We start from the raw sequence: 18,015 nt of genomic DNA, 5'->3' as shown, positions 1-18,015 counted from the left end.
TATTAGCTAGATAAGGTTTTATTGCTCTACAACATACTTTCATTATTGATGGTTATTTTAGGTTGCCACTTTAACCAGTCTTTATCGACATTCTGATGAAGAGTAAAACTTGTTGGCAGTTTTACCATTTGTTTATCAACCTCAGTGGTTGATTGTTTACTCTGCTTGTCGTTAATCTCTGGAGTTGCAAAGGCAATGCCGCCAGCAAGTAATGTTTCTATTGATTCAGAATCAATATTAATACCAGAGAAAATACCAGCCTCAATATTTACACCACTAGTATTCCAAAACTGACTTTGTTGATTAACCAGTGATGCGTAACGTTTGGCAATATTAATAAAAATATTCACTTGATCAGCGGTAGGAGATAAGTCGACACCAATCACTTTACCGACCTTTATTTGCCGGTAGAGTACAGGGTTACCGACGCGCACCGAACCAAGGCGATCAGCGGTTAATTTAATATTTAAACCATAACTCAGCTGTTCAACAGTAGGGGCTAATTGCAGTGCTTGAAAGTCACTTTTGGCTTTAGCTTTTATGTTATGTGACGGTAGTAAGCCAATAAATACACCATCAAGTAGCGCTGCAACATTTTTAGAGCCAACTAAGCCAATTTGCGGCTCTATTTTCCAAAATTTTGTACCTTGTCGTGCGAATTGACTACCTAAATCATTTAACAGTACTAAAGCGGTAACCCCTACTTTATCTTCGCTAAATATTAATCGCTCAACTTTTCCTATGGTAATTTCCTGATAGACAACTTTAGTGTTTACTTTTAAGCCTCTAACATCATTAAAATAAATACTAATAGTTTGCCCGGCATTTTGAGCATGTTCAATATGTTTAAATAAGGTGAAATTTGATAACTCTTTCACTGGCGCAGCGCCTTTTTGTGACGATGAGGTGAGTGACATATCTGGATTATAAAAACTGATACCACCGCGTAAAATAGCATCAAGTGACTCAGTTTTCACGACAAAATCACTTAAACCACCGGAAATGCTGACGCCACTGGCATTATAAAATCGAGTAGTACTTTTAACTAAATCTTGATGTTCTTCATCAATAGTAATGCTAACGCTGATATTGTCATCTGCTTTATCTAAACGGACATTGTCGACTTGACCAATAGTGATACCACGATAGCTAATAGCGCTACCAGGTGTTGCCACATTGGCATGGTCAGTCGTTAGGGTTAGTTGCAAGCCTGCAGCGCTGGCAAGTTTTTCAGGGGGTTGTCTAAATAAGTTAAAATGCGTTTTGGTTTCGCCTTTGCCTTGGTTAAAGGTAATATAAGCCCCTTTAAATAACGCCTGGGTATCACTAGCACCAGAGAGACTTAAGCTAGGTTTAACTAAATAAAACTGAGTATTTACTGTTAATATATGTTGATACTCAGGTAATAAACCTAGGTGTAATTGTTGTAAATCACCTTGAGTGGTTATGCTATGAATAGCGCCAATTTCAACGCCACGATATAGTACACGGGTATTGCTACTTAATGGTTCGCTTGCGGTAATACTTAGGGTGAACTTCACCTTTTGTTCGGCAATTTTATTATTAGCATATAAAGTAAAACTATCGCCATTATTCACTAATTTTTTCTGTGCTTCATGGCTGTGAAGATCATTAGTAAAGGCTATGCCACCGGTTAAAATAGTCTGTAATGACTGCGCTTGAATATCAACGCCAAGTAAACTGGCTGATATATTGAGCCCTGAATTATTGTAAAAACGACTACTGTGATTCACATAGTGACTAAACTCAGGTTGTACATGAATATGAATTAAATGACGTTCTGGCGCGGTTGTTTCAATGGCTTGTATGTTCCCGACAACTTGTTGCTTATAATAAACATTATTACCTACCTGTAGCGAGCTACGATCGTTACTAGTTAACATTAAATGCAAACCGGGTTCAGTGTATTTATAAGGAGGTTTGTTGTTAAAGACCTTAAATTTGTTACTAGGTTTGCCCTCTAATGAAGGTCTGATACTAATATAATTGCCGGTCAACAAGGTTTTAGCATTTTTTAAACCTGCTAAGTTAACTTGCGGTGAAACAATATAAAACTGTGATTGTTCGGTTAAATAGGGAATTACGCGAGGGTTAACTTTTGCCGTTGCGGTTATTTTTCTACTCTCGGGATCTATGTTGCTAAATGAGTCAATCGCGCCTATGGTCACGCCTTGAAATAAAATAGCGGCGTTGTGATCTATACCTGAATTCCACGCTAGCGTTAGTTCAATTTCGTGACCCATTTCAGCTGATTGAAAGTCAGCGTGTAAGGGAAAGGTTTGGCCATTTTTAGCTGGTGGCAACTCTGTTTGATAGCTTAACGTATCAACTGATATCCCGCCTGCCATCATAGACGCCAGTGAATCTGTGTTAACCTTCAACCCAGCAGATAGTGAAGCAGTCACTTGTACACCACTACTATTATAAAAGAGAGAATTTTCTTTCACTAAGTGAGCATATTCTGGTTTGATATAAATGATAATAGCAATTTTCTTGTTACTTTCTACATAGTGATAGCCCGTGACATGTCCAATAGGTATTTGCTTGAAACTGATGGGAGAATTTTCACTAATAGAACCTAACACATCGCTATATAAGGTGAGATGTAAGCCAGGCGTCGACATATCTAAGATTGGCGCTTCAGTGAGGGCAATAAAGTGGCTTTGACTGTTAGTCTTTTTATCGGTATCAGGCACCATAGTAATGTAACTACCCGAAATAAGCGTATCTAGTCCAGAAACTCCTTGCAGAGAAATATCAGCACTGACTAACCAAAAACGAGTATTGGTGGTGAGATAATCAGTAAAATCTTGAGAAATTTCTACTTCCGCAATAACGCGTTGTAAATCTTTTGATGGTACCACCTTTTTTACTAAACCGGTCACTAAGCCTTTGTAGCGTACTTCGGTTTTATTGGGCACAATGCCAGAGCCATTATCAAACTCTATGGTAATAAACGTGCCTTGTTCAGATACGACTTTTACGGTGAGCCACAAACCAAAAAGCAAGGCAATAAAGGGCACAAACCAAATAATAGAAATACCTTGCCGCGGCACTATTTCAGCTTTGTTATGCTCCACTGTGTTGTTATGGTTTGCTTTATTGTGTTCGGAGTCAGCAATCGCTTTTTTATTAGTCATTTATATCCTTTCTTTATGACAAGGTGTTTGGCCATTATTACTGTGTTTGTATGGCACTTTTTTTGTCCCACAACAAACGAGGATCAAAACTGTTGGCAGCAAACATAGTAAAAAGTACGGTAATGGTAAAGTAATTTATTGCTGGACCTGCGGCTACCGAGGTAACAAAACCAAGTTCTACTACGGTTACCATTAAGGCAACAACGAATACATCAAGCATTGACCAAGGTCCTAATAGCTCAAGCACGTGGTAAAACTTACTGTGTTTATTGGGTTTTAAGCGTACGCCAGTGTGTACTTTATAAACCAAAACAAATAAACCAATAATTTTTAGCAAAGGTACTATGATACTGGCGGTAAAAATAATAATGGCTATTGGGTAGAGACCATGATTAATAAATTCGCCAATACCGGACAAAATAGTTGCTTCTTCACCAATACCTAATTGATAGACAATCATTATCGGGTATAGATTTGCTGGAATAAAAGCCAGCAAGGCAGCAACACACCAAGCGAGGGTATATTGCAAACTATGGTGATTACGCTGATAGAACAGACCATTGCAGCGACTACATTGTATTGGCTCTGAGGTTACATTATTCAGCTTATGGCATTTAGGACATAGGGCTAAGCCAGCTTGTTTCGCTGTTTTCATCTAACGACTCACTTTTTTGTAAACGCTTTTTCTAATTTATCCCAAATATAGTCTTGGTCAAGTGCTGCTGCAGACATAGTGGAACAAATTAACCAAAAAACAAAGGATAATAAACCAAAGTTAACTGAAAGCTCAGTATCATCAATTAATTTATACATAGAAACGACAATGCCGAGCATAAAAACGTTAAGCATGGCCCAATGGTCAAGGTGATGGTATGCGCGAAAAAACTGTAGCAATGAAGGGTTCAGCTTGTTGAATTTAAAACTATAAGAAATATAAAGTGCGCCGGCTAAACGCACAATAGGGACGGCAATAGCGAATAGAAAAACCAAAGAAGCAATCATAAAGAAGCCACGGTCAATAAGTACTAAAATACAGTCAAATAAGGAGGCTTGATGAAATTGGCCGGCTAAAGTCACGCCCATAATGGGTAATAAAATAGCCGGTAACATTAGTATTAATCCAGCGAGTGACCAGTTAAAACTACGGTTAACAGGATCTACTTTTCGTTCTATTAAAGTACTACCGCAGCGATTACATTTGGCAAGCTGCCCTTGTTTTAATTTGGGCTTGTCATAGAGGGCATCGCATTGCTGGCAGGCGATAAATAATGAGGTATTAATTTTATTGTTCATGTCGTTAATATTTACCCACTTACCCATTTACCGACTAAAAAGTACAACAAAAAAAGCAGCGATAAACGCTGCTTTTAAAAACTTATTAACTAAGTAACCAAGCCATTATTATTTTAACGACGTGATGTATTGAGTCACCGCTTTAATGTCGGCATCTGATAATTTAATAGCGATATTACGCATAATACCGTTGTTATCATTACCGCGGCTGCCTTCGCGGAAAGAGTTAAGTTGAGTGGTTAAGTACTCTTGGCTTTGGCCTGTAAGGCTTGGAAAAGCAGCTTGCTTCATACCTTTACCTGTTACACCGTGACAAGCTACACAAGCCGTAATGCCTTTAGCTGAATCACCACCTAAGTATAATTTATGACCAACTTCATTTGTTTCGCCAGTACCTACTTTAGTACTTTGTACTGCAAAGTAAGCGGCTAAATCATTCATGTCTTCTTGTGTTAATCCTGCAACCATACCAGCCATTATGCCGTTATTGCGGTTACCTGATTTAAAATCAGCCAATTGTTTAGCAATATAGTTAGCGCTTTGGCCTGCAAGGCTAGGATACATAGGTATTAAGCTGTTGCCATCTTCACCGTGACATGCAGCACAAGCAGCTGCTTTTGTTTGACCTGCTGCTACATTACCAGCATAAAGTGCTGCTGCAGGAGTAGAAGTAACAATGTCTACATTACCAGCTGCTGCTGGTACAGCACTTGAGCTTGTGCCAGCACTATTCGATGCTGCCGCTTGCTCAATAGCACTTGGTAAGCTAGAGAAATAAGCGGCTAAATCTGCCATGTCTGTTTCAGATAAGTTAGCAGCCATTGGTGCCATAGTGGCATTGATACGAGCACCTGATTTGAAGTCTTTTAATTGCTTGATGATATAAACATCATTTTGACCAGCAAGGTTAGGAAACATAGGACTTGCACTAACACCGTTAACACCGTGACAGGCACTACAAGTACCTGACTTTGCTTTGCCTGCGTCGGCATCTGCCGCTTGTACAACACTTATTGAACTTAAAGCTACGAATAGCGAGAAGATAATTTTTTTCATTGAGTTGCTCTCTGCTTGTCATTAATTAGCTCGCTGTTTGTCTAATATAAAAACAATATAATAGCCAGTTAATTAAAAAATGATAAAAAAGTATGATTGATGTGGCGTCATTTTACACGAATATGATCACCTTGTAATAGTGCAGAAGGAAAAATCGATCAAAAAAGCGATAATTTCACACTTTTGTGTGTTTATTTAATAATAAAAGCGAAAGAAAAGCGTTATAATAGCGAAAATTTTCAACGAGTGAAGCCATTGTCCTCTACAAAGATACATTTAAGCAAAGCCGCTTTTACCCTTAGCGCACCTGATATTCGCCGTTTACCGGTAGATTCTGGTATTGAAGTCGCCTTCGCGGGTCGCTCTAATGCAGGTAAATCAAGCGCTTTAAATACATTAACTAATCAACGAGGTTTAGCTCGTATTAGTAAAACGCCTGGTCGAACGCAGCTTATTAATGTGTTTGAAGTCGCAGAGAATCGTCGCCTTATTGATTTACCTGGTTATGGTTTTGCCAAAGTTCCTTTAGAAATGAAGAAAAAATGGCAAAAAGCACTAGGTGAATATTTAGAAAAACGTCGTTGTTTAAAGGGTATCGTTATTTTAATGGATATACGTCATCCGTTAAAAGATTTAGACATGGACCTAATTCACTGGGCGGTAGACAGCGACTTACCGATTTTAGCGCTATTAACTAAGTGTGATAAATTATCACAAGGTAAACGCAGCGCTGAAGTATTGGCTGTTAAAAAAGCGTTAGCGCCACTCAATGCCGATATTACAGTACAAGCATTCTCATCACTTAAATACACCGGCGCGGAACAAGCGGATGCCATTATTTGTGCTTGGCTTGAGCAAGACGCACCAGAGTATGATTTACCTGATGAAGATGAACTTGATAATTCAGAAGAATTTACTGAACAAGATTAATCTTATTACTATTGTTGATTGCTAGTATGCCTCTATAACGGTTAAGCAATATGAAAGCGTAATGATGAGTTAAAGCATCATGGACGTAAAGCAATAAAAAGGAGAAGGCGTTACGCTCTTCTCCTTTTTTTGTGCCCTTTCGGGAGTGTTGGCTAAAGCCTAAGCCAGCTTTTTAAACTGTAGCTCCACCAAACGCTGGTACAGCTCACAGTGTTGTAACAATGATTGATGATCACCTATGTCGGTGATACTACCTTGATCTAATACCGCTATTTGATCAGCGTGTTGTATAGTTGATAGCCGGTGTGCAATAATAATGGTGGTACGACCGCGCATTAATTCTTTTAATGCTTGCTGCACATAATGCTCACTTTCGCTATCAAGCGCACTCGTTGCTTCATCTAATAACAAAATATGTGGGTCTTTTAATATGGCTCTGGCAATCGCTATGCGCTGTCGTTGACCACCCGAAAGACGTACACCACGCTCACCTAAAAAGCTATCATAACCTTCAGGTAGTTGACTTATAAACTCATGAGCATGGGCTTTTTTAGCGGCACAAATGACTTCTTCATCACTCGCTTCTGGTTTGCCATAACGTATATTATGAAACACATCACTACTAAATAATGCCGGCTGCTGTGGTACTAACGCCATTTGTTGACGTAAATCTTTTGGATCAAGTTGACGAATATCAGTGCCACCTAGAGTAATACGACCTGCTTGGGGATCATAAAAACGTTGTAGTAACTCAAATAATGTTGTTTTACCAGCACCAGAGGGTCCTACTAAGGCTAACACTTTGCCTTGTTGGGCAACTAAATTGAGGTTTTTTGTCGCGGCTTGATCGGGCCTTGAAGGGTAATGAAAACTGACCGCTTCAAAAGTAACTTCTGCGTTTAGCGTGTTAGCAGTAACAGTATTGTTAGCAGGTGGAAGAATGTTACTTTGTATTTGTAATATTTCAATAAGTCTTTCGGTCGCACCCGCAGCACGCTGTAACTCGCCTAACACTTCAGAAATAGTGGCTAATGAAGAGGCAACTAAAATAGCATAAAAGACAAAGGCGCCTAAATCACCGCCGCTCATATTACCGTTAATAACATCAGTACCACCAACCCATAACATACCCGTAATTGCACCAAAAACAATAATAATAACGCCAGCAATTAAAGTAGCGCGTTGTTTTATACGGTGACGGCCAATAACAAAGGACTTTTCAACTTCTTTAGCGAAAGAGCGCTTTTCATGCTCTTCGTGAGTATAACTTTGTACTGTGGTGATATGCTCAATGGCCTCACCAGCATAGCTACCAACATCAGCCATTGAATCTTGGCTTTTACGTGATAACTGTCTCACTTTACGGCCATAAAATAATATGGGTACCAAAATAAAAGGCACTGAAATTAAGACAATAAGGGTTAATTTAATATTGGTCGCAAATAGCATTACCAACGCACCAATTAGCATTAATGCACTGCGAATAGCCATAGAAAAAGAAGAGCCAATAATACTTTGTAACAGTGTTGTATCTGTGGTGATCCGCGACATAATGTCGCCACTACCATTGGTTTCAAAGTAGCTCGGATGCAAGGTTATCACATGATTAAAAACAGCTAAGCGAATATCAGCACTTACCCGTTCACCCAACCAAGACACCAGATAAAAACGTGAGAATGTACCTCCAGCAATTAATACGGTAATAGCCAGTATAAATAATACCGCCTGTTGTAATTGTGCAATGGATTGCTGGGCAAAGCCTTCGTCAATGAGCATTCTCACCCCTTGGCCAACCGACAACATGACCGCCGCAGTAAAAATCAAGGCGGCAAAAGCGGTTAGCACATGCCCTTGATAAGGGCGAATAAACTGCACGAGCTCAAACAATATGGTTACTTTTTTTAATTGTTTTGTCTTTGGTTTATTTTGGTTTGAACTAGCTCTATTCATTGGCTTGGTGGGTGATTGTTCTGACATAAGCTCCTTATTCCGATTAAAAAAAGCGTTTATTGCCAGTAAAAACTTAACTAGCAGATACATTATTATGGATAGTTTACGTTGTTCATTAGAATGGAACTAGCAAACATTATATAAATACTATGCTTTTTTAATAATATAATAGTGTTTTTTATATAAGAAATAACATAGTAAAGACCAAACTTGGTAAAGTGACATGCAGTAAGGTGCTATTTTAAGTGTAGGCTAAACAGAGTTACGTAGAGTATTAGTGGTGTTAGAATAGCTTGATGCTGATTTGATTAATTTAGGAGCAAAAAAAAACCGATGACATTCTCATACTACTAAGTAGTGAAAAATAACATCGGCATAATAGCTATGGGGAAGCTATAAATAAATTATTACAACAGTGTTCGCTAAGAACAATGCTATTATAGAGCAACTACTCTATCTAAGTAAAGTGATTTATAGAGCAGTTACTCTTTTTTATTTAGATTATTTTTTTGTCGGTTTTTTATACTAATAATGAGATGGTTCAAGAAATAAATACCATGTCATTGCTATCGCCAGTGTGTTGGCGGAGTGCCTTTATTTACCCAGCTTCTTCCAAAAGGCTAATTTAATAGTACGCCAATGTGTTGTTGGGATCTGAGGGGCAAGCTGTAATAAATGTTGGTAATCATGAACGCTTAATATTACTTCACCGCCGTGCGCAAGAATAAGGCTACGTGGTTGTAATGTGATTATTTTATGCAGTGAAGCACGATAACGGTTAGGATAAAAAATAGGGAAGGGTGGAATATATCTATTTTTCACTTTAACCATTAAATCAGCGACATAAATTTTATTACTAGGTAAATGGTGTAATGATAAATCTCTATCAGTATGTCCTTGAGTTGATAAAGCAACCCAGTCTGAAAATCCAGGTAAACACTCACCATCGTCCAATTTATAATCTGCAATGAGTTGGCTTGAATACCAAATATTAACTAAGGGCTTTTTCATGCGCTTTGCTACCCACTTAGCTAATAATATATCGGTAAGGTGCATTAGTCGGCCGTCTATGCCTGAGTACCATTGACCACTAACATTAGCGGTGGCAATTTTACAGCCGGTTAATTGGCGTAGCTTGTTGGCAGCACCGGCATGATCAGGATGCATATGGGTTACTACAACTAAGGTTAAGTCACTGAGTTTTCTTTGTAGGTTTTGGCTAATAAAATGTTGTAATATAACAATATCAGAGCGACAGCAACCATCGAGTAGTAATAATTTTTCAGCGTACTCGGCTAACAAAATTGTTTGTATATGACCTTCTATATGATGTAATTTCATTATAATAAGACAGTTCAGTTTAGTGATCATTTAAGCGTTTTATACAGTAGAATAAAACGCTTACTACTGCACTATTTTTAATGATTTTTACCTTTAAACAATTTTTAACGCAGAAAAATATACCGGGATAAATATTGATATGTTTAAAGCTATTTTGAAACACCTTTTTCCTAGTATTAAAGGTAAAGCAAAACCCAATTATTTATATTTTGAGAAAGACAGTGAGACAGAAGAAGTACCACAGCAAAAAATGATTGAAAAGGCGCCAAGTTCTAAGGCGTTAAAGCCATTGTGTTTGCTCAGTGCTGAAGAAACGCATAGCCAAGCGTTTTATGATTTTTTATTTGGACAATCTCCAGCGACTATAGAGCATGATGAATTATCACTCTATATTACCGAAAAAATTGAGGCAGTGTTACGAAAACCTAATAACATCATAGAGGCGATGCCGGTATTGCCAGCGTCACTTACTAAGGTTATTGAGCAGCTAAGTAATAATAACTTTAATACCGAAGAGCTACTGGCTTTGATTCAGCAAGAGCCAGCAATTGCCGCCAAAGTGGTTGAATTAGCTAACTCATCTTTTTATAACCGAAGCCATAAAGAAGTCACTGACTTAAAAGCAGCGTTCATGTTATTAGGTAGTAATGGCCTGATGGAAGGAGTGATTAATGGTTTTGTTAGTAAACTAGCGCCACATTCACCTATTTATTTTAAGCAGTATGGTAATAAAATTTGGCAACATAGTTTAGCAACGGGCATTAATGCTAAAGCATTAATGCAAGGGTCTTCTTACAAAGGAGAAGCGGCTCAAGGTTATCTTATTGGTCTTATTTGTAACCTAGGGGATATGATTATTTATCAGTTGTTGATGGAAGCTTTTTCGTTTGTTCATCCTGATAGTCAACCTAATTCCTACGCATTTAAAGTATTAATGCAGCAAAAATCAAAACCATTAACTTATCATATTGCTAAGCATTGGCAATTTCCTCAATCAATTTTAGATGCACTGGCCTTACAAGTTAAATTTACTCATTCAACTATGTTAGCTAGCGCTTTTGCTAAGTGGCCTATTGCTTGTTTTGTTTATGAAGGTAATATTATCAGCGAGTTAATGATGATGGTTGAGCATAATGAGCAATATGAAGAGCAAGTAAGGGAGACTGTAGCCACATTACTGTACAGTGATGAAGCAAAACAATATGTTGAGCGGCTATTGGCAAATAGGGTAACCACTACTGCCATTATTTCTTAAGTTTTTATTTATTAAAAACTCATTACTTGTGTACTAAGCAGGACAATAAACTAATCTAATTGATTATCAATAAAAAGTAAGCTGAGTAACTTGGGCACCACATTGTCTTGATCAATAAATTGGATGCCCACACTAACCGTACCATTATCATTGCGGCTATTGCATACCCGAGCAGATATTTTTACTTCACCATCAATGGGGCTTTGCAAGCATACAAAAACATCACGTTTATTGACTTTTGCACTAGTACTTTTAGTTTTAAAGGTAAAGCCACAACCTTTCGCTGATATATCACCAATAATGCCATTAATTTGCGTAGACTTATTCCCTGTCTGATCTTCTAGTCTGATGATTGCGGGCAGGTGAATGTTTGTTCTTTGTTGTAAACGTAATTGGCGACTTTCAATTTGTTTAGGATAATCAATAAAGAGTAGTTTCTCAGGATATTGGGTCATTGTTTTAATAGTCGATCGAAAAGCAAAGCATTCACCTTTATTACCTTCCATTAAATATCTAACAATCAGTACATTCCCCTCAATTAATACATCATTGTATTCTGCAGTACTAGCGCCTTTGGGGTATTTTAATATAATGTATTTACCTAGCTCATAACCAATTAATGACAGCTTTAGACGTAACGGTACAGGGTGATTAATTTGCAAATCTAAACTTCTTCCAGGCTGAAGTTCAAAGAGTTGCATACGTTGTTCATTACTTATGTCTGACATTGTTTTTTGTACTTCTGCCCATTTATTACAGAAAGATAATATAAACAAAGTACTTTAAATGCACAACGCTTGATTAGCAGGTAATTTATTTTTGCTTTTTTTCTTGTTGATGTAATGCCGTTTCAAATTCTTCAGGAAAGAGTACCAAACCTTGATTGTCTTGATTTGGAAAAGTAACTAATGCTAATTCATCATCGGCTAACCCTGTACTCCAGCGGCTGTACCATTTGTTTAATGAGATAGCTTCTGGTTGGCAATGTTGCCATTCATCGGTAGCCCAGCGCTGGGCAAACTCTTGGTTTGGCCACACAGGAACACAATCTTCATCTTCAGTGTTAAGCATGACACAACCATGCTCATCCGCTAATATCCAAATTTCTTGATTGCTCACCACTTGTTGTAATAAGTAGCTTAAGCGCTGTTCATCGTCGTATTTTTCTATTGTGTTAAGTTGTTCACTGCTGAGTGACATAATTACCTAAGAAGTTTTTATAAAGTAAAAATATTTTACCGCGTTAAGCGCGCGCAAACAATATGATTACGCTTTGCTTATAGGGATTAAAAGTCAGACAAGCCACAGCATAGCTTGTCTATTCCTCTGCTATACTTTAAAACTGTTGGCAATGTCTTGTAATGTTGTTGCTAAGCGCGCTTGTTCTTGTGCGGTATCAGCAATTTGAGCGGCATCCGTTGTCGACTCTACCGACCTTTGCTCAACATTAACAACGTTTTGTGCAACATCTTGGGTGACCACTGCTTGCTCTTCTATTGCGGTCGCTATTTGTTCTGTCATTGCAAAAATTGTACTGACTGAAGCCGATATTTCTTGTAGTAAGTCTTCAACTTTCTTTGAACTGTTTACTGCATCTTGCGCTTTTTTCTGACTACTTTCGATGACGTTAAAGGCGGCATTGGCATCATTTTGCAATGAGGTAATAAAGCTTTCTATCTCAGAGGTTGAGTCTTGCGTTCTTTGCGCTAAGGTTCTTACTTCATCAGCAACCACGGCAAAACCACGACCTTGTTCTCCTGCACGAGCAGCTTCAATAGCAGCATTAAGTGCTAGTAAGTTGGTTTGTTCAGCAACAGATTTAATCACGTCAACTACATTGGTAATATTTTGAGAACTATCGTGCAAACTATTAATTTGTAGTGCTAAGCCATCAATATCACTAGCGAGTGTTTCAATAGAATTATACGATGCCTTAACAATGTTTAAACCACCTTGCGCTTGTTCGTCTGCTTCTCTAGCGGCACTCGCAGTGTTTTGCGTATTGCCAGCAACTTCTTTAACCGTTGCGGATAGCTCTTCAATTGCGGTAGCGATTAAGTTGATATCACCTTGCTGCTCAAGCATAGATTGTGAGTTGTGTTGACAGGTTTGTGAGGTTTCTTCAGCGGCAGAAGCCAGTGTAATACTAGAGTTAGATATTTCACGCATGGCTCCAGAGAACTTTTGTAGAGTTAAGTTTAAAGTCGTCGCTATTACGCCAAGCTCACTTTTACCTTGTAGCGTCGCTTGCACCGTTAAATCATTATGATCTCTAACCCTTGCCATTACGGTGGTAAGGTCAGTTACTCTTTCGATGAGTTCTTTGATGGTAAAATGGCTAATTATTGCCGAGACTATGATTAATACACCCATGATTAAACTATTAATAATCATGGAGTTAGAAGCATCGCTTTGTTTGGCTTGTGCTAACGCTAATAAAGATTGGCTTAATTTGTCTTCAATTTTCTTTAACTGACCAATTCTTTGCGTGGATTGTTCAAACCAATATTCAGCATCAACCGAGAAGTTAGCACTATTATTTTCAGCTATCTCCCTTAGTTTATCTACTTCTTTGATGGATGAATGATTTAATGTGTTGGTAAAAAAAGTCTTGTTTTGCGGAGAGGTAAATTGATTAAAATTATCAAAATAAGTACTTTGTTGCGTTGTTAATGAAATAAACTTAATAAACATGCCCTCAATAAAGCTACCTTGTGAAAAGGTATTACTAAGTACAGCTCGTTCTACACCTGCTCGCTCCTTACCTTGTAAAAAATTATAATAGGCAATCGTCTCTTTTGTGATTGCTGCATCGGTACTGATATCAGCATTCAGCGTTGCCACACTTAACAATTGTGCATTTAAGGTTGTATAAAAACGTAAAGCGTCATTTGCTGGTATTGCTAACCTATCGACTTGTTTACGTATGTTAGGTAGCTTCTGTAGCATTGCAGTAATATTAGTATTTAATTGGCTAATTTCAGTTAAAACAAAGTTTTGCTCTGCTAGATAGCTAATTTTATTTTGTATTTTTTCATCGGTATTATTGCGTTGAGTTAATAACTGGGTAGTAAATTTATTACCTTTCGAGCCTATAAAACCGGCAGTTGCGCCACGTTCTTTTTGTAATTCATGGACTAGTTCACTGTAAACCACTGACAATTCAGTGAGGCGAGTGATAGTTGAAATTTCTTGAGTTGTTTTAATGCTGTGAAATATTGAATTAATACTCAACCATAAAAAACCCATGACAGGTAAGGCAAGCAGTAATAATATTTTTTTTCTAAAGGACAAGTCGGCAAAATTCATGATGATACCAAGCTCCATTTTTCAAGGGTAATTGATAGTTGAGTCATATAGATAGATGAGTTTATTATCGCTAAAAAATCATCATATTAGTCTAGCATAGACTATTAAAAGCACAGTGGTATGAATCATGTTCATTCAGTGACTAAATGGGTGAGCTTAATTAATATTAGGTGAGTAATTTTATGGTCAGCAGGGGTTTTAGACAAAAAAAACCGATAGCAAAGGCTATCGGTGAGTAGCTATCAGGAAAGCTAGAATATTCAATTTTTACAAAAAGCGTTCATAAAAGGGAACGAAAATAATTATAGAGTATATGCTCTATGTAAGCAAACTTTCTTGTAATTTTATTTCATACTCGTTTTTTTATTACATTCTGATTTGTTAAATACCGACTAAACTATCGACTAAGGTTGGCTTAATACCGAGTTAGCACAATAAAAAACGATAGGGTATTTGGTGATTTAGCATGCATACAGTAAACTAACGGTAATTATAGTTTTAACATTGCTTGAAGTGAAAATATCATGTCATCTACCGATCAAAGTCCTCAAACCAGTGATTTACCAGCAACACCACAGACACCTACCAATGGAGATACTAATAGCACTACGCATTTTGGTTATAAAACCATCGAAAAAGAAGATAAAATCTCTATGGTTGCTGGTGTTTTCCACTCGGTAGCTAAACAATACGATGTAATGAATGATTTAATGTCGTTTGGTATTCATCGCTTGTGGAAACGTTTTACTATTGATGCAAGTGGCGTACGTCCGGGTAATAAAGTATTAGATCTTGCTGGTGGTACCGGTGATTTAACCGCTAAGTTTTCTCAGCTGGTTGGGCGAGATGGTAAGGTTGTTTTAGCTGACATTAACAGTTCAATGCTAAATGTTGGTCGTGATAAGTTACGTGATAAAGGCTTAGTGCAAAATATAGACTATGTCCAAGCTAATGCTGAATATTTACCTTTTGAAGAAAATACCTTTGATATTGTGACTATCGCTTTTGGCCTACGTAATGTTACCGATAAAGATAAAGCCTTACGCTCAATTTACTCGGTATTAAAGCCCGGTGGTCGCTTACTGGTGCTAGAGTTCTCTAAGCCTGAGAATGAACTATTAACTAAAGCCTATGATTTTTATTCATTTAATATTTTACCGAAAATGGGTGAACTAGTAGCAAAAGATGGTGAAAGTTATCAATACTTAGCGGAATCAATTCGTATGCACCCTGATCAAGAAACATTGAAAGATATGATGGAAAATGCTGGTTTTGAACAAACTAGTTTTAAAAACTTAACTGGCGGTGTTGTGGCTTTACACAAAGGTTATAAGTTTTAGTCATGCAAAATATTAATAACCTAGCATTAGCTAAAGTAAACACTCAAAAAGCAACTCAAAAGAGAGCTCAGCTAAGTGCTGATTTATTGTTGCCACAAGTTACTACAGCAACGTTAGAGTTAATGATTAATAAAGTCTTGGCTTTAAATAACAATAACGCCATTTCATTTACTACGCTCGAGCAAAAAACCTTAATGCTGGTGTTGACAGAATTACCATTTACTTTATGTTTTACTGTCAATACTAGCGCTAATAAAACGGTGGTTATTGTTAGATCTGAGTGTGAATTTAATGACTGCACTATTAATACCAGCATTAACACGCTTAATAAATTAAAAGCCGCTCAATCACTGACACAATTAATAAAACAAGACGAGCTTGATGTTATTGGTGATATCAAAATAGCGCAGCAGTTTGCTACTATTGCCCAGTCACTTGATATTGACTGGAAAACTGAGTTAGCTAAACACTTGGGTGATATTCCTGCACATAAATTATTACATTTTGGTAATAAAGTAACAAAATCGATTGTCGCGACAGGTAAACAATTTGAAGCTGATTTGGCTGAATATGTTGTACATGAAAAGCGCTTAGTAGTTACCAGTAGCCAAATAAATGCTTTTAATCAAAACACTAAAGACCTTGTCAGCCAGGTAGATGCTTTATCAACACGTATTGATAAGCTGATTGCCGAATTAGCAAAAATAACTAATAAATAGTACGAATACATATTCTCAGTTAATCGTTTCAATTAATAGCCTTAATAAAACATAGGAAATAATAACCGCCGTGAGTAGCCAACGTCTTTATCAAATAGTTAAAACTTTTTTAAATTTCGGTTTAGACAAAATGATACCAGCAGGTATGTTGCCTTGGTATGCAAAAGTTGGCAGATATAGTTTGTTTTGGTTGAAAAACAAGCATCAAGATAAAACGCCAGAGCAGCGTTTTCGATTGGCGATAGAAACGTTAGGTCCTGTTTTTATTAAGTTTGGTCAAATGTTATCAACAAGGCGTGATTTATTACCACCTGAGTTGGCCGACGAACTCGCTTTATTGCAAGATAAAGTGACCCCGTTTGAGGGTGAGCAAGCTAAAAGTATTATTATTGCCGCGATGGGCATAGAGGTTTTTGAGCAATACTTTATTAATTTTGATGTTACCCCGTTAGCATCGGCTTCTATTGCCCAAGTACATACCGCAACCTTGCTGCATAATGGTAGTGAAAAAGATATTGTTATTAAAGTATTACGCCCTAATATCAGTCAAACTATTTTGGCTGATATTAACGTTATGTCACTGTTTGCTGGCATCGTCGCGCGTTGGTTACCCGATGGCAAACGTTTACGCCCCAAAGAAGTAGTAGAAGAGTACCGAAAAACTATTTTAGATGAGTTAGACCTTAACCGTGAAGCCGCTAATGCTATTCAACTAAAGCGTAATTTTGAACAAGGGCGTGACTATGATAAAGCACTTTACGTCCCTGAAATTTATAGTGAATATAGCTTTAAAAACGTTATGGTTATGGAGCGTATTTATGGCATTGGCGTTGGTGAGGTAGATACCCTTAACGAGCTTGGCGTTGATATGCAGTTACTGGCTGAACGTGGTGTCGAAGTTTTTTTCACTCAAGTTTTTCGCGATAGCTTCTTTCATGCGGATATGCACCCTGGCAATGTGTTTGTTGATGCGACGAATCCAGCAGACCCTACTTGGATTGCTATTGATTGCGGTATTGTTGGCACGCTAAACCGTGAAGATAAACGCTATTTAGCGGAAAATTTTGTCGCTTTTTTCAATCGTGATTATCGAAAAGTAGCACAATTGCACGTCGATTCAGGCTGGGTGCCGGCTAGTACCAGTGTTGATGAGTTTGAATTTGCTATTCGCACAGTTTGCGAACCTATTTTTAATAAACCGTTGTCTGAAATATCTTTCGGCCAAGTGTTAGTTAATTTATTTAATACCGCACGTCGCTTTAATATGGAAGTGCAACCGCAGTTAGTCTTATTACAAAAAACTTTACTTTATATTGAGGGCTTAGGCCGTCAACTTTATCCGCAGTTAGACTTATGGCAAACCGCAAAGCCCTTTTTAGAAAACTGGGTTAAAGAGCAAATGGGCGTTAAAGCGGTGTTTAGTAAAATTAAAGCCAACTTACCTTTTTGGAATGAAAAACTCCCTGAAATCCCCGATTTAATTTACGACTATTTAAAAACAAGCCGCGAAAACCAACATCAACAAACCACATTATTACAAACGTTATTGACCAAACAGCAGCAGAATAATCAACGTGTTATTTATAGCATTATTGCTGCGGCTGTTATTATCGCTGGCGCGGTGATTTTGAGTCACTAAGTTGTGTTGCTATTAATCACTA

At 37.6% G+C, this 18,015-nt stretch carries 14 protein-coding genes and 1 pseudogene; 5 read left to right on the top strand and 10 right to left on the bottom strand.

Going from position 1 to position 18,015, the window contains the following annotated elements:
* Positions 1–26 precede the first annotated feature (26 nt).
* The 5 genes and pseudogenes from FCS21_RS07440 to FCS21_RS17580 all read right to left on the bottom strand — a co-directional run.
* Entirely contained in the window at positions 27–3,161 is a 3,135-nt protein-coding gene (locus FCS21_RS07440) for a PqiB family protein (protein ID WP_138621993.1), read from the bottom strand.
* Between the two features lie 37 nt (positions 3,162–3,198).
* Positions 3,199–3,816 carry a paraquat-inducible protein A gene (locus tag FCS21_RS07435; protein ID WP_138621991.1) on the bottom strand — a complete coding sequence of 206 codons (618 nt, stop codon included), beginning with the start codon at positions 3,814–3,816 and terminating at the stop codon, positions 3,199–3,201.
* Positions 3,817–3,824: 8 nt separating this feature from the next.
* A complete protein-coding gene (locus tag FCS21_RS07430; RefSeq protein WP_171035658.1) occupies positions 3,825–4,454 on the bottom strand; it encodes a paraquat-inducible protein A in 630 nt (209 codons plus the stop codon).
* Positions 4,455–4,562: 108 nt separating this feature from the next.
* Positions 4,563–5,132 (bottom strand): c-type cytochrome, encoded by a 570-nt coding sequence (locus tag FCS21_RS17585; protein WP_503328494.1) that lies wholly within the window; start codon positions 5,130–5,132, stop codon positions 4,563–4,565.
* Between the two features lie 96 nt (positions 5,133–5,228).
* Positions 5,229–5,510 (bottom strand): annotated as a pseudogene (locus FCS21_RS17580) (c-type cytochrome); the annotation flags it as partial.
* Positions 5,511–5,765: 255 nt separating this feature from the next.
* On the opposite strand from FCS21_RS17580, the gene yihA reads away from it, so the two are divergent.
* On the top strand, positions 5,766–6,440 hold the full coding sequence (yihA, locus tag FCS21_RS07420; protein ID WP_138621985.1) for a ribosome biogenesis GTP-binding protein YihA/YsxC: 675 nt from the start codon (positions 5,766–5,768) through the stop codon (positions 6,438–6,440).
* A gap of 159 nt (positions 6,441–6,599) precedes the next feature.
* On the opposite strand, the gene FCS21_RS07415 is transcribed toward yihA, so the two are convergent.
* Both FCS21_RS07415 and FCS21_RS07410 read right to left on the bottom strand, forming a co-directional pair.
* Positions 6,600–8,417, bottom strand: a complete 1,818-nt coding sequence (locus FCS21_RS07415) for an ABC transporter ATP-binding protein/permease (protein ID WP_138621983.1) — start codon at positions 8,415–8,417, stop codon at positions 6,600–6,602.
* A gap of 567 nt (positions 8,418–8,984) precedes the next feature.
* On the bottom strand, positions 8,985–9,731 hold the full coding sequence (locus tag FCS21_RS07410) for an MBL fold metallo-hydrolase (RefSeq protein ID WP_138621981.1): 747 nt from the start codon (positions 9,729–9,731) through the stop codon (positions 8,985–8,987).
* A gap of 139 nt (positions 9,732–9,870) precedes the next feature.
* Here FCS21_RS07410 and FCS21_RS07405 point away from each other — a divergent pair, with 139 nt between their 5' ends.
* Positions 9,871–10,986 (top strand): HDOD domain-containing protein, encoded by a 1,116-nt coding sequence (locus FCS21_RS07405; RefSeq protein ID WP_138621979.1) that lies wholly within the window; start codon positions 9,871–9,873, stop codon positions 10,984–10,986.
* 50 nt (positions 10,987–11,036) lie between these two features.
* On the opposite strand, the gene FCS21_RS07400 is transcribed toward FCS21_RS07405, so the two are convergent.
* The 3 genes from FCS21_RS07400 to FCS21_RS07390 all read right to left on the bottom strand — a co-directional run bounded on the left by FCS21_RS07400 (position 11,037) and on the right by FCS21_RS07390 (position 14,295).
* Positions 11,037–11,714 carry a flagellar brake domain-containing protein gene (locus FCS21_RS07400; RefSeq protein ID WP_138621977.1) on the bottom strand — a complete coding sequence of 226 codons (678 nt, stop codon included), beginning with the start codon at positions 11,712–11,714 and terminating at the stop codon, positions 11,037–11,039.
* 85 nt (positions 11,715–11,799) lie between these two features.
* Positions 11,800–12,186 carry a DUF2750 domain-containing protein gene (locus FCS21_RS07395; protein ID WP_138621975.1) on the bottom strand — a complete coding sequence of 129 codons (387 nt, stop codon included), beginning with the start codon at positions 12,184–12,186 and terminating at the stop codon, positions 11,800–11,802.
* Between the two features lie 129 nt (positions 12,187–12,315).
* Positions 12,316–14,295, bottom strand: a complete 1,980-nt coding sequence (locus tag FCS21_RS07390; RefSeq protein ID WP_138621973.1) for a methyl-accepting chemotaxis protein — start codon at positions 14,293–14,295, stop codon at positions 12,316–12,318.
* A gap of 524 nt (positions 14,296–14,819) precedes the next feature.
* Between FCS21_RS07390 and ubiE the strand changes: the two genes are divergently transcribed.
* From ubiE to ubiB, 3 genes are all read left to right on the top strand, one after another.
* On the top strand, positions 14,820–15,635 hold the full coding sequence (gene ubiE / locus FCS21_RS07385) for a bifunctional demethylmenaquinone methyltransferase/2-methoxy-6-polyprenyl-1,4-benzoquinol methylase UbiE (protein ID WP_138621971.1): 816 nt from the start codon (positions 14,820–14,822) through the stop codon (positions 15,633–15,635).
* A 2-nt stretch (positions 15,636–15,637) separates the two neighbouring features.
* Complete coding sequence (locus tag FCS21_RS07380) at positions 15,638–16,354, top strand: ubiquinone biosynthesis accessory factor UbiJ (RefSeq protein ID WP_138621969.1); 717 nt, start codon at positions 15,638–15,640, stop codon at positions 16,352–16,354.
* A 70-nt stretch (positions 16,355–16,424) separates the two neighbouring features.
* Positions 16,425–17,993, top strand: a complete 1,569-nt coding sequence (gene ubiB / locus FCS21_RS07375) for a ubiquinone biosynthesis regulatory protein kinase UbiB (RefSeq protein ID WP_138621967.1) — start codon at positions 16,425–16,427, stop codon at positions 17,991–17,993.
* Positions 17,994–18,015: the final 22 nt, after the last annotated feature.

It is taken from the genome of Colwellia ponticola (genome assembly GCF_005885605.1).
Taxonomy (GTDB): Bacteria; Pseudomonadota; Gammaproteobacteria; order Enterobacterales; family Alteromonadaceae; genus Colwellia; species Colwellia ponticola.
The sequence above is the reverse complement of the archived record's forward strand: the minus strand, read 5'-3'. Positions and strand labels throughout refer to the sequence as shown.